Annotated in this window: 10 protein-coding genes; 9 read left to right on the forward strand and 1 reads right to left on the reverse strand. The window is 36.1% G+C overall.

The genetic code is table 11. From position 1 onward, the window contains the following. The first annotated feature begins 42 nt into the window (after positions 1 to 42). The 6 genes from serS to ACFIKJ_RS01950 all read left to right on the forward strand — a co-directional run bounded on the left by serS (position 43) and on the right by ACFIKJ_RS01950 (position 7,057). Complete coding sequence (serS, locus tag ACFIKJ_RS01925) at positions 43 to 1,320, forward strand: serine--tRNA ligase (protein WP_375625918.1); 1,278 nt, start codon at positions 43 to 45, stop codon at positions 1,318 to 1,320. 133 nt (positions 1,321 to 1,453) lie between these two features. Continuing rightward, positions 1,454 to 2,113: a protein-L-isoaspartate(D-aspartate) O-methyltransferase gene (locus ACFIKJ_RS01930; RefSeq protein WP_012754986.1), complete on the forward strand. Its 660-nt coding sequence runs from the start codon at positions 1,454 to 1,456 to the stop codon at positions 2,111 to 2,113. Between the two features lie 155 nt (positions 2,114 to 2,268). Continuing rightward, positions 2,269 to 3,450: a peptidoglycan DD-metalloendopeptidase family protein gene (locus ACFIKJ_RS01935; RefSeq protein WP_375625921.1), complete on the forward strand. Its 1,182-nt coding sequence runs from the start codon at positions 2,269 to 2,271 to the stop codon at positions 3,448 to 3,450. 684 nt (positions 3,451 to 4,134) lie between these two features. Further along, positions 4,135 to 4,587, forward strand: a complete 453-nt coding sequence (gene yajC / locus ACFIKJ_RS01940) for a preprotein translocase subunit YajC (protein ID WP_375670192.1) — start codon at positions 4,135 to 4,137, stop codon at positions 4,585 to 4,587. A gap of 449 nt (positions 4,588 to 5,036) precedes the next feature. Next, positions 5,037 to 5,423: an Mth938-like domain-containing protein gene (locus ACFIKJ_RS01945; RefSeq protein ID WP_273723333.1), complete on the forward strand. Its 387-nt coding sequence runs from the start codon at positions 5,037 to 5,039 to the stop codon at positions 5,421 to 5,423. Between the two features lie 773 nt (positions 5,424 to 6,196). After that, positions 6,197 to 7,057 (forward strand): phytoene/squalene synthase family protein, encoded by an 861-nt coding sequence (locus ACFIKJ_RS01950; RefSeq protein ID WP_375670193.1) that lies wholly within the window; start codon positions 6,197 to 6,199, stop codon positions 7,055 to 7,057. Between the two features lie 917 nt (positions 7,058 to 7,974). Here the strand turns inward: ACFIKJ_RS01950 and ACFIKJ_RS01955 are convergent. Next, complete coding sequence (locus ACFIKJ_RS01955) at positions 7,975 to 9,864, reverse strand: peptidyl-prolyl cis-trans isomerase (protein ID WP_375651540.1); 1,890 nt, start codon at positions 9,862 to 9,864, stop codon at positions 7,975 to 7,977. Between the two features lie 154 nt (positions 9,865 to 10,018). Here ACFIKJ_RS01955 and tpiA point away from each other — a divergent pair, with 154 nt between their 5' ends. From tpiA to ACFIKJ_RS01970, 3 genes are all read left to right on the forward strand, one after another. Beyond that, entirely contained in the window at positions 10,019 to 10,783 is a 765-nt protein-coding gene (gene tpiA, locus ACFIKJ_RS01960) for a triose-phosphate isomerase (protein ID WP_375624990.1), read from the forward strand. A gap of 82 nt (positions 10,784 to 10,865) precedes the next feature. Further along, positions 10,866 to 11,321, forward strand: coding sequence for a preprotein translocase subunit SecG (secG, locus tag ACFIKJ_RS01965; protein WP_375625929.1), 456 nt, complete (start codon positions 10,866 to 10,868; stop codon positions 11,319 to 11,321). Positions 11,322 to 11,448: 127 nt separating this feature from the next. Next, positions 11,449 to 13,077, forward strand: coding sequence for a CTP synthase (locus ACFIKJ_RS01970; RefSeq protein WP_375670194.1), 1,629 nt, complete (start codon positions 11,449 to 11,451; stop codon positions 13,075 to 13,077). Positions 13,078 to 13,107 lie beyond the last annotated feature (30 nt).

Consider the following 13,107-nt stretch of genomic DNA (forward strand, 5'->3'; position numbering starts at 1 on the left):
TGCGATAAGAAATTAATAAAAAAATATAAATGAGGAATTTTTATGCTTGATATTAAGTGGATTCGTGACAATCCTGAGAAATTAGATAAAGCACTCGTAAGTAGAGGTCTTGAGCCGCAAGCTGAGAGGTTAATACAACTTGATCTTGCACGTCGGTCGCATATTGCTAAGGTACAATTGGCGCAGGAACGTCGCAATGCGGTTTCAAAGGAAATAGGACAGGCTTTAGCGGTATCTGATCAGCAAAAGGCTGAAAGCTTTAGAGCTGAAGGTGAAGAGATTAAAATCTTTCTTTCCTCTGCAACAGCGGAAGAAAAACAGCTGACGGAGAGTCTTGAAAAAATTCTTTCAGCACTTCCAAATATTCCATTAGATGATGTTCCAGAAGGTAAAGATGAAAGTGATAATGTCGTCATTCGACATTTTGGTACACCTCCAACATTTAATTTTACACCAAAGGAACATTTTGATCTTGGTCAAGATCTCAAGCAGATGAATTTTGAACGAGCTAGTCGTTTGTCTGGAACACGTTTTACAATACTTTCAGGGGCGTTAGCACGGCTAGAACGGGCATTAGGTCAATTTATGCTTGATGTGCATGTCAATGAGCATGGTTATACAGAAGTCTCAATACCTTTTCTTGTTCGTGATGAGATTGTTTACGGAGCAGCACAATTGCCGAAATTTGCTGAAGACCTTTTTCGTACAACAGATGGTCGATGGCTTATTTCTACGGCAGAAGTGCCATTAACCAATTTGGTCAACAATGAAATTCTTGAAATATCAGATCTACCACTGCGATTTTCTTCTTTATCTCCCTGTTTTCGTTCAGAGGCGGGAGCAGCCGGTCGTGATACGCGCGGTATGTTGCGTCAGCATCAATTTTGGAAAGTTGAAATGGTCTCAATTACCAGTGAAGAGCAGTCTTTAATTGAATTAGAACGTATGACAGAATGTGCAGAAGATATATTAAAACGACTTGGTTTGCCTTTTCGCACAGTGGTTCTTTCTACGGGTGATATGGGGTTTGCAGCACGTAAAACCTATGACATCGAGGTTTGGCTTCCTGGTCAAGAATGTTATCGTGAAATTTCTAGCTGTTCAGTTTGTGGAGATTTTCAAGGTCGTCGTATGAATGCACGTTATCGTACAGAAGGCGATAAAAAATTGCATTTTGTTCATAGCCTTAATGGTTCTGGTACAGCTGTTGGACGTTGTCTTATTGCCGTGCTTGAAAATTATCAACAGGCTGATGGATCAATTGTTATTCCAGATGTTTTACAACCTTATATGGGAGGCATGCGTTGTATTACTGCTTAATTTTACGAAAGGAGAGACAATATGCGTTTATTGCCAAGAGGTGATAATATGCAAACGCAAGTTTTTGCCATTTTAAAAGAAGCAGTTTGTCAGTATAATAAAAGTGCACCTCCATTGGAGATTGAATGATACTATGGGGCAAAAGGGTATTTTACAATTTCGTGAGGAGTTAGCCGCTCTTGTACTGAAAATGCGTAGCAAAGGCATTGATGACGTGCGATTTTTTTCGGCATTAGAGAAAATTCCGCGTCAACAGTTTGTTTCTGCTCCTTGGTTTAATAGTGCTTATGATAATAAGGTTATTCCCCTTGAGTGTGGTGAATATATGGAACGTTTGGAAGAACAACTCTTAATTCTTTCGGCATTATCGTTGAAAAAAAGGCATCGCGTTTTAGAAATCGGTACAGGATCTGGTTTTTGTACTGCGCTTATGGCATGTCTGAGTGACCGTGTGACAACGATTGATCGTTATAAAACGCTTGTTGATTTGGCGCGCCAAAAATTTCAAACTTTAGGAATTGAAAATATTATTATACGGCAGATTGATGGAAGTCATAGTGTGACAGGCTTGGGATCATTTGATCGCATTCTTATTTGGCCATCACGTTTTGATGAACCCAAGGAATTTTTAGAACTTTTAGCTGAAAACGGAATTCTCATTCAGGCGATAGGACCTGACGAAGGGGTACAAACGGTGACGCGCTATACAAAAATTGGTAGTCGATTTGAGTGTTTAGAACTGTTCCAAGTGCGTTACCAACCTTTTATTAAAGGCATTGCGGAGATACTTTAATTTTTAAAAGCTAAGAAATTTCTGCAAATTGTCTATGTTAAATTCATTTTGATCTTATATAAAGATATTTATGAATAAAACATCTCATTTTAACTCTTCGGTAATTTAAAAAAGCTTTAATAGAGTGAGTTGATTATTGATGAGTGAGCAAAACGATGTGTCTAAAAGCTTTGGATAATATTTTCCAGCATAATTTTCAGAGAATAACTTTTTTAGCGGTGGTAACTATTGTTGCTGGTTGTAGTTCTGGTACACAGCGTTTTTCTAATATGTTCTCTCATCGTACGGTATCATCTCAATCAAATATATCGAGCACAATGTCTATAGATCCGCGAATGCTATCATACGGTAGTGGTATGATACAAAGCACTGAATTGCCGCCTGTGGAATCAAGCGATGATTCGTGGGGAGATGACAATTCTCCCTATAATTTTCCACATCAAGGTAGGATAACTTCTTCTGATGGTCGCGTTATGGGCTCCCCTCCACGTAATCTTGGAACTCTTTCTCGTTCACAAATGGATAAGTCTCCTATTTTTCGGCGGAATTCTTATATTGTCCAGAGTGGAGATACACTACTCAGTATTGCACGACAAATAGGGGTTAGTGTTGAGGCATTAAAATTAGCAAATGGTATAAACAGCAATTCCATTTATATCGGTCAGGTACTTGTTGTTCCAAGCAGGCGTACATTAGCAGCTTCAAATGCACACAATAATAACGATTGGACAGTGTCAAAAACAGAATCTGCAGCCCAATCTCAATTGATGTCCTCTATAAAAAACAAGAAGTCCTCTCCTATATATAAAGCTCCTGTAACAACGCCACCCCCTGCAAAGATGAACAAATCAAGTTCTGAGAAAAATTTTTCTAAACAGATGACGCAATTGAATCATGAGACTGGTTTGTCAAATACTGTTACGAATACAGATAATATGACGACTCCGCAAGCCACAGGAATTTCTAAGATGCGTTGGCCAGTACGAGGGCGTTTGTTAAGCCAGTTCGGTCAAAAAAAGGGAACAGTAATGAATCGAGGAATAGATATTGCAGTGCCGGAAGGATCTTCGGTAAAGTCGGCAGAAAATGGTGTTGTTATTTACGCGGGAGATGGATTAAAAGAGCTTGGTAATGTTGTGATGATTCGACATGAAAATAATATTATCACTATTTATGGATGTAACAGTAAACTTGTTGTTAACAAAGGACAAAGGATAAGACGCGGTGATGAGATTGCTAAATCTGGTGTTTCAGGAAATGTTAAAACGCCACGTGTCTATTTTGAGATGCGTAAGAATTCATTACCTGTTGATCCCCTTAAATATTTAGAAAACTAATTGATTGATGACTTTAAAATTTGAATAGCCTTACAGTTTATAGAAACTTCATGAAAAACAATTGATTTTCTTAAATCAATAACATTGCAGCAAAAAATCATTGGTTTAATCAGAGTATTTCGTTGGGGCGTTAGATATTACCATCTTTGTGTTTATGAAAGTGTAAGGCAATAGCATCATACTATTTGTCAGCTTTCAGTGTTCCAACTGCTCTTGCATTTGAGAGAAGCATGAAAAGAGATATTTCACGCTTTTCTTAAAAAGTTTTTATCTACAGGCTCATTTCATATGTGAGACGTGCAAGAAAATCGTTTTGATTAATTCAGAGGGTTTGAAATGAGAGTATTTTACTGTACTTAGATCTGTCATTCGATATCAAAAACGATGAATTATCTATATAAATTAAAGTTTTTTCATGAGAAAAATTATCTTGTATAATTTATTGAGTTAGTGAAAAATTCTATATTTTAGGATATATAATAGGGGAAAGTGAATCTATTTTAAAGATTTTTCTCATTGTATTTTGGTATTCTATCTCTTAAGGATTTATTGTATTTTTGTAAAGCTGTGATTAGATTATGTAGTTATTGCTTTTTATGATAAATTCTTTAGGAATTTTTTCTGTATCGGAATTTCATTTTAATAGAGTGGGAAATACCTGAGGTTTAACTATAGGAGATGAAAATGTTTATTACGAACGCTTATGCTCAAGTTGCAGGCGATGTTTCCGGTGGAATTTCATTTGCTAGCGCTGTCCCTCTCATTTTAGTTTTTGCAATTATGTATTTTTTTATGATTCGTCCACAGCGTGCTCAAATGAAAAAACGCCAAGAAATGCTTAATGCAGTACGTCGTGGTGATACAGTTATAACGGGTGGTGGTATCATCGGCAAAGTTACGAAGGTTCACGACGAGAGTGGTGAATTAGAGGTTGAAATTGGTGAGAGTATGAATATTCGTGTTATTCGCTCAACATTAGCTGATGTGCGCGTTAAAGGTGAGCCGATTGCAGAAAAAAAATCAAAGCTTAATGCTAAAACAAAAACACCACAAAAGTCTAAATCTAAAACGACAACGAAAGAAAATATGAGTGTCTCTAAAGAGAAAAAAGCTATATCAAAGGAAAATGCATCTTAAGGTGTAGTGGCAGTTTTAAGCATTTTTATAAAAAGCTTGGCAAGATCAGGACAATTTCATTGGAAAAATAGCTTTTATAGTGGCTACAGAAAATGGAGTTTTTGTTTCCTTGAGATTATTAAAATAGTTGCTTTATTTATAGAATATTACGCAATTTTTTTCTGTTTTTTAAACAAGATCATTGTTTCTATAAAAAGAAACTTGCGAGTAAATAAGCTGAGAAAACTTTTTAAAAGATAGATTTATTTAAGCAGGTATAGCTTTTGATTGCGGTTTATTATCAAATTTTCATATACTCGTTGTATGAGAAGATTAGGGTTTTATATAAAATTTCCACTTCAATACTAGGCTATGGTTAAGATATCAATGTTTGTATCAGCCTTCCTTTAATTTTATGGTGAGAAGTAGCAAAGACAATTGGATTATTCAAAAATAAAGGGTGCTTGTTCATGTTCGATGCAATTCAAATTCGTGAAGCGCATTTTCCAAGTCGCGCACCTATTGATGCTTATGGAAATGGTGGATTTCGTTTTGCTGATATGTCTCATAGAGGTTCTATTATTTGTGTACCATCAGGTATTTATGGCATTGATATGGCAGGACCTATTCCCACTCAAGAGGATATATCTCGTATTTTAGAAGAAGCTTCTGAAATCGAAGTTTTATTAATAGGTACTGGCATTGAATTATTGCGATTACCTGAAGAGTTACGGGTTCTTTTATGGGAAAAACGTATTTCATCAGATACAATGAGTACAGGAGCGGCGGTGCGTACATTTAATGTTTTATTGGCTGAAGATCGCGCTGTTGCGGCGTTATTATTTGCGGTAGAATAGAGTATTGTTTAATAAAATAAATGCTCTCATCTAGTATGAAAGACTTGTGTGAGTATTTTGCTAAGCCGTAAAATACCGTCGTTTAAAGTGGTGATATAAGGGGAATAAAATATACATAACTTAACGCATTAAGTGTTTTTAAATACAGCAGCAAGTATTCAGGGCAGAGCTTGTTCGTAGTTCAATGAATCACATGAGTGATCAACTCTTGGCACTTGAGACAGTTCATAAGAGGCATTTTAAATTCTTTCTTATACAGTTTTTACCTACAAGCCAGCTCCGCTTGTGACGTGCAAGGGAATAGTTTTGATTGAGTCAACATGGAATTGGTTTGAAATGAAAGCATTCTACGATATTTGGGATTCTAATTTAACGTATAAAAATTTATCATTATAAATCAATGTTTTGATGAAGTTTTTGTGATCAGTGCGTTTTTTACAAAATAACATTGTCATCTATCCACTAAAAAGTGTTTTGCGTTGTTTGTTGTTCTAATTTTCACTATGCATGTTACGATTAGTTTTTAGCTTTTTTTACTGCAAATGAAAACTTGAGGTTCGATAAGATAAGTTTTATCAGAAAAGTTATTTATTTAATTTTTTTCTTTCTAAAACGAAAAGTGACTAGAAAAGAAATTTTAATTCATAATACAGTTAAGAGACACATTTAAAAATCTTATTTTCTGAGCTGTATTTGCTTATCCCTCATTTTTTAATATGAATAAAAAGAGGATATTAATTTCATTGCTAAAAAAGGGACGTTAATAGGTTCGAATGATAGGCTCTCTTCCTTATTGTCTTGATATTTTACGTACCATAGATCGTGATCGCTATATATCGGTTTTATTTGCGCCTAAAAAAAAGCGCCAAGCATTGGCTGCTCTTTACGTATTTAATGCTGAAGTTTCTCGTATTCGCGAAAGTGTACATGATCCACTCATAGGAGAAATACGGTTACGTTGGTGGTATGATTCTATTGCTCATGGTGAAATACAAACGAGTGGAAATAATCCGATTTTGAGTGATTTATTGAAAGCAATGACTCTTTTTAATTTACCTAAGACAGCTTTTTTACGTTATTGTAATGCACAAATTTTAGATCTTTATCACAATCCAATAGAAACGCTTCATGATCTAGAGCATTATTGTGGTGAGACAGCAAGCATAATTTTACAGCTTTCTTGTCAGATATTAGATCCTGATAATGCACAAGAGTTTACAGATATCTATGAGCATGGAGGGATTTCTCAAGGATTAAGCGGTGTATTGCGTCTTTTATCATTCATGCAATCACGATATCAATATTATTTACCTACTGATATATTAAAGGCTGTAGGAGTGAATAGGGAAGATTTGGAATCTCATCGTCTCAGTGATCAACAAAAGGGTCGTATTGTTGAAGCTATGGTAGCATTATCGCGCGATCATTATACCCAATTTCACGAGTATTCTTGTGCTTTACCTAGAGTTCTTAAGCCAGCTTTTCTTCCATTGGTCATTGTACCGGCTTCTCTTCAAAAAGCTATACAGCTGGGGGCTGAAATTTTTCAAGAGAATGCAACGTTGCCATTGATATATCGCTATTGGTTGATAACAAGGGCAGCAATAAGCGGCAATTTTCCAAAGATATTGTAAAAGAATATTACTATGTCGGAATGCGTAACATATAGACTGATTTTCTCATATGAAGATAAAAGGAACTATGGTGTTTCCAAACCATTTTTTGTTATAAAAAATGTTGATGTTTTGGTTGTTATGAGCGCAAAAGAATAAGAAATTTTATGATCTTGAAAATACGATGTATTTCTTTATCGGTAATATGTTTTATTCAGTGTATTGGAAGGGTGAGATGCAGAGAAAGAAAAATATGAGATAAAGCTCAATACATTGGTTTGTTTGATGAAAAACTTTTAAGTATGTTGATTGTATCTCATTTGCAAATGAAATAAAATTTCTATTTTATGAGAGAAGTTGTCTTGGCAGTCTATAAGTCTATAAAAAACTCTTATTTTTGAGAAATTATAAAATCATAATTGATGACTGTTATGATTTATGAATATATTGATTTATAATGATAATTCGTTTTTTCTCATATTGAATGAGAGTCTTGAATAGAAAAAGATTTCTTCATTTTTATAATGAATTTTAAAAATAGTTTTTTTGTATATTATAAGTTGGGTGTGTAAATGAAATCATTTAAAGAAAAAGCAATACGCTCCTTATGAATGAGTATTAAGAGTAGCAATATGATAAGCTATAAATGAATGACGATAGGGATGACATTTATAGCTTAATGGGTATAGCTTAGTGTGCGGCAACTTTTACAACCTTTGGATGGATAATATTTTTTAATGCGTTGCAAAAACGACTCTACATTCCGTTGACTATTTTCTCGCAAATCCATACATGCACTGATTTGCGAGAGAATTAATCATTATACAAATACTGATCCTAAGATATGGAAACAAGAGACCTATCTTACCTCTTCAACTATAGACGAAGAGTTGATGGAAACTTTATCGAATAAGTTCTTTAAATTATGCACAATCTTTTTATTGGAGAGCGTTAAAGATCTGATTATAATTTGTGCTATTAATTTCCAAAGGGTGTTCTTTATTGGCAACTTGTAGCATTTCTAGCTTGAGATCTTCTCTTATCATCATATCTATATTGGTGCGAACCTCAGTTGAAAGAGTATGAGGCGTGATATCTTGAGGCATGGTTACAGTCTTTATTTGATAAATGATACGGTTTGTTGAAACTGGACCTTTTATGATGCCATAATGACCTTTGGGAGCAGAAAATAATGCTTTAATCCCTTCAACGCCAAGGGGGGCAAATGAGTCTTGACGCCGGAGGGCTGGTGTTGTTTGTTTTGTAACAGCAAGGGTATGAGCAAGAGCAACAAGACTTTTTCCTTCCGTGAGCTGCTTGAGAGCATTTTGGGCTTTTTCATCAAGAAGACGTTGAATTTCCTCACTTTTCCATTGAGAAAGAACATCTAGCTTAGCCTCTTCAAGTGTCTTATCGCGGGCAGGAATAATTTTATCGACCTTATACCAGAGATAACCACCATTTTGAAAAGAGAGAGGATCAAGATCGACTCCTTCGTTTGATTGATAGATGGCATTCAGTAAAATATCTTTTTGAGGTAAATCCGTGAGTATTGCACCTTCAAGCGTTTTTCCCGTTTTATCAATGGTAATTGTGCGCAAAGATAACTTGTATTGATCAGCTAGCTCTTTGAGAGAAGCACCCTCAAAACGAGCATTTTCAATGGCTACATAATTGTTACGAATATCATCAGTAGCACGATTTTTGGCAAGTGTTTGGCGAATATTTTCTTCGACACTTTCAAAAGGAAGAGAGCTTGAGGGTTCAATATGTGTGACGCGAATGATAACAGGACCCTGTAAGTCATTTATCACAGGACTGACTTGGCCTTGTTGAAGTTCAAAAACTTCAGATGCTAGATGATTAGGAAGTTCATTTTCTGCGAAAGGCCCTTTTTTTATGTCATTAAGAGTCTTTTTTTCAGCTTTTACCAGTTCATCAAAACTCAATCCATCAGCTATTTTTTTTGCTGCATTATCGGCTTCTTCGCGTGAGGGAAATCGCAGTTCTTCGAATGTACGCTTTTCAGGCGTTACAAAACGTGAAGCATTTTGTGTATAATAGGCTTTTGCCTCATCTGTTGAGATATCTTTAGGTTTTACAAAATTATTAAGTTCCATAGATAACAAAGAGACAGTGCGGTATTCTGAAGCACGAAATTGACTTTGATGTGTTTTAAACCATTTTTGTAGTGTTTCGTCATCAGGATCAGCAATTGTTTCCTTTTCTTTTAGATCAATAACGAGATAATCAGCAATACGCATTTCTCCTTGATAAAGAGCAAGTGCTTTATAAAAGAGATTTGGTGCTTTCATATCAGAGAGTAAAGCTGAAATAAGTTGGTTACGCTTTTCTTGTTTGGAGTAATAATTAAGAAAAGCACTTTCACTAATACGTAAATGCTGAAGATAGTTATAAAATAAATTTTTATCAAAAGTGCCATTTACTTGGAACATCTTATCAGAACCAATCGTATGAGCTATTGTATCTTTTGAAAGACTTATTTTCATTTTACGTACTTGTTCATCAAGCAATACATTTTGTTGTAATTGATTAAACACAAAAGCAGGAATTTGGTATTGCTGCATTTCATTTGCTGTAAACATACGTCCAAGATGAGCCGCTTGGGCTAAACGTGCACTTTGATCGGCAAGTGCGAGACGATAATCATCGACAGTTACTGTGGATTTTCCAGAAGTAATAAGATCTCTTTCACTTTTTTTGTGTAAATGCGGTACTCCCCATAAAAGAATGAAGCATAAGAGTAAAATAGCAAGGAAAATTCTGAAAATCCAAGAATTTGTAGCACTTCTTATGACGTCAAGCATTGTTCAATCCTATTTTTAACATAAATTATTACAAAAGCAGTAATAGAATTTGCAATAAAGAGACAAAAGATGCAAGCTTTAAAGACTTGCTTTCATGTTATAATTTGGTAACTACAGATAAACAATGTATTGTAAGAGCTCTTGAGGTGAAAATATGTCTCCAAATACTCGGCCTTTTCTTGCTGGAAATTGGAAAATGAATGGAACGGGTGAAACACTTGGAGAGTTGCGTGCTATTGCTACAGGCGTTAGATCTGATCTCAGTCATCTTTTTGAGGCGCTTATTTGTGTCCCAGCAACGCTTTTATCCCGTGCTTCTGATATGCTGGATGGCAAAAATCTCCTTTTGGGAGGACAAAATTGTCATTTTGATGATCATGGTCCCTATACTGGAGATATTTCAGCTTTTATGCTTAAAGAAGCAGGAGCAAGTCATGTCATCATTGGGCATTCAGAACGTCGTACAATGTACCAAGAAAATAATGCGATTGTTTGTGCTAAAGTGCAAGCTGCGTGGCGAGCAGGTCTTGTGGCTCTTGTATGTATTGGTGAAACATTGGAGGAGCGTAATAATAATAAAGTACTAGATATTCTCACGCAGCAGCTTGAAGAATCTTTACCAGATGATGCAACAGCAGAAAATACCATTATCGCTTATGAACCTGTTTGGGCGATAGGCACCGGCAATACAGCGACTCCAGAAGATATTGCAAAAGTACATCATTTCATTCGTGATAAGGTGCGCTCTCGTTTTAGTGATGAAGGCGATAAGATACGTCTGCTTTATGGTGGGTCCGTAAAGCCATCCAATGCATTTGAGCTTTTAAGCATTCCTCATGTTAATGGTGCTTTAATAGGTGGAGCAAGCTTAAAAGCGATTGATTTTTTAACTATTTGCGATGTTTGTCGTAAACTATAGTAGAGAAATTTTAGTTTCTCCTTGGATTGTGTGTTATTTATGTGTAAATAGCTATGAAAGAGTTATTTGAAGAGCAGGGTTTATGCAAACAGTACTTATAGTTATTCATTTGTTGATTGTGATTACTCTGGTTGGTGTTATATTAATCCAACCTTCAGAAGGTGGTGGGCTAGGTGTGAGTAATAGCTCAGGGTTGATGAAAACTCGTGGATCTCGAAATCCTTTAACACGTTTGACTGCTATTTTAGCCTGTTGTTTTTTTGTTGTGTCTATTGGGCTTACCGTGGTGGGTAATATATCAAATTCTAGTTCTGATATTTTAAAGCGTATACCGGTTAATTCAGAGCAGAATTCTACCAATAAAGGATCAGAATCAGTCCCATCATCAGATGGTGAGTCTTCTTCCCCTTCTATTCTTGAACAGCTAGGAGGCAATTCGAATTCTCCGCAGGAACAGAAACAGTCCGCAAATCCTGAAGCAGAAAGTCCAGTTCCACCGGTTCTTGAAAATACAGTTCCGGATAACAGTACGAAATAGTTTTTTAAGAAAATATAGACTTTTTAAAAAGGTGATTTTTTCACCTTTTTTATTTTAGAAGAAAAATTGTTTCTTTTTGCATTTTTTGCTGGAAAAATCATTATAAATTGCTTATCACCATAAGCCCATGGCACGTTATGTTTTTATTACTGGTGGTGTGGTTTCTTCCCTTGGAAAAGGCATCGCAGCGGCGGCGTTAGCAGCGTTATTACAGGCTCGTGGTTATCGTGTACGTCTTCGCAAACTTGATCCTTATTTAAATGTTGATCCAGGTACGATGTCACCTTATCAACATGGTGAAGTATTTGTGACCGATGATGGTGCAGAAACGGATCTTGATCTTGGTCATTATGAGCGTTTTACTGGGCGTTCTGCAAATAGCCAAGATAATATCACAACAGGGCGTATTTATCGCAATATCATTGAACGAGAGCGGCGTGGTGATTATTTGGGGGCAACAGTCCAAGTTATCCCTCATGTTACGGATGAAATTAAGAGATTCATTACGATGGGAAATGAAGAATTTGATTTTGTTTTGTGTGAGATAGGCGGAACGGTTGGTGATATTGAAGCAATGCCTTTTCTAGAAGCGATTCGTCAGCTTCGCAATGAGCTACCAAGACAAAGTGTCGTTTATGTCCATCTCACATTAATGCCTTATATTCCTTCGGCAGGTGAATTAAAAACGAAACCAACACAACATTCTGTCAAAGAATTGCAAGCAGTTGGTATTTCTCCTGATATTTTGCTTGTACGTGCAGATCGATCTATTCCAGAAACAGAACGGTGCAAATTATCACTTTTTTGTAATGTTCGCTCCAATGCAGTCATTCAGGCATTAGATATGCCAACAATTTATGATGTTCCTATGGCATATCATAAGGAGGGTTTGGATTCTGAAGTTCTTTGTGCTTTTGGAATCGATTCGGCACCTTCCCCTCAGATGGATCGTTGGGAAGATATTACGCATCGTATTCACCATCCTGAAGGAGAAGTTACGATTGCTGTTGTAGGAAAATATACGGGTTTAAAGGATGCTTATAAATCTCTTATTGAAGCGATTGCACATGGTGGTTTAGCGAATAAAGTAAAAGCTAATATTGAGTGGATTGATTCGGAACTTTTTGAAAAAGAAGATTCTGTTTCAGCTTTACAAAAAGCCCATGGAATTTTGGTTCCAGGTGCTTTTGGGGCACGAGGGGCAGAAGGAAAGATTCGAGCAATTCAATTTGCACGAGAGCGTAAAGTCCCATTTTTAGGGATTTGTTTTGGGATGCAATTAGCTTGTATAGAAGCTGCGCGCAATATTGCACAGATTAAGAATGCTTCGTCAAGTGAGTTTTGCGAAACAGAAAATCCAATTGTAGGTTTAATGACAGAATGGCTTAAAGGAGACGTTCTTGAAAAACGTACAAGAAATGGTGCTCTCGGCGGATCAATGCGTCTTGGTGCTTTTGCTGCTGAATTAAAAGAAGAGAGTCATATTGCTCAAATTTATGGGATAACCAAGATTGTCGAGCGACATCGTCATCGTTATGAGGTCAATATTGATTATAAGGATAAGTTAGAACAGTGTGGTTTGATTTTTTCTGGGATGTCTCCTGATGGTATTTTACCAGAAACGATAGAATATGCAGATCATCCATGGTTTATTGGTGTTCAATATCATCCAGAATTAAAATCTCGTCCTTTTGATCCTCACCCGCTTTTTTCTTCTTTTATTGAAGCCGCTGTAGAACAAAGTCGATTAGTTTAATGCATAAATTGGGTTACTTTGCTTTTGAGG

Source organism: Bartonella sp. PS7NMGDW (genome assembly GCF_042193585.1).
Taxonomy (GTDB): Bacteria; Pseudomonadota; Alphaproteobacteria; order Rhizobiales; family Rhizobiaceae; genus Bartonella; species Bartonella grahamii.

Bases quoted from the DNA above. Each gene is read 5' to 3' on its own strand.
- ACFIKJ_RS01970 (WP_375670194.1), top strand. From the start codon at position 11,449: ATGGCACGTTATGTTTTTATTACTGGTGGTGTGGTTTCTTCCCTTGGA.
- ACFIKJ_RS01930 (WP_012754986.1), top strand. From the start codon at position 1,454: ATGGGGCAAAAGGGTATTTTACAATTTCGTGAGGAGTTAGCCGCTCTT.
- ACFIKJ_RS01935 (WP_375625921.1), top strand. From the start codon at position 2,269: ATGTGTCTAAAAGCTTTGGATAATATTTTCCAGCATAATTTTCAGAGA.
- yajC (WP_375670192.1), top strand. From the start codon at position 4,135: ATGTTTATTACGAACGCTTATGCTCAAGTTGCAGGCGATGTTTCCGGT.
- ACFIKJ_RS01950 (WP_375670193.1), top strand. From the start codon at position 6,197: ATGATAGGCTCTCTTCCTTATTGTCTTGATATTTTACGTACCATAGAT.
- serS (WP_375625918.1), top strand. From the start codon at position 43: ATGCTTGATATTAAGTGGATTCGTGACAATCCTGAGAAATTAGATAAA.
- ACFIKJ_RS01945 (WP_273723333.1), top strand. From the start codon at position 5,037: ATGTTCGATGCAATTCAAATTCGTGAAGCGCATTTTCCAAGTCGCGCA.
- secG (WP_375625929.1), top strand. From the start codon at position 10,866: ATGCAAACAGTACTTATAGTTATTCATTTGTTGATTGTGATTACTCTG.
- ACFIKJ_RS01955 (WP_375651540.1), bottom strand. From the start codon at position 9,864: ATGCTTGACGTCATAAGAAGTGCTACAAATTCTTGGATTTTCAGAATT.
- tpiA (WP_375624990.1), top strand. From the start codon at position 10,019: ATGTCTCCAAATACTCGGCCTTTTCTTGCTGGAAATTGGAAAATGAAT.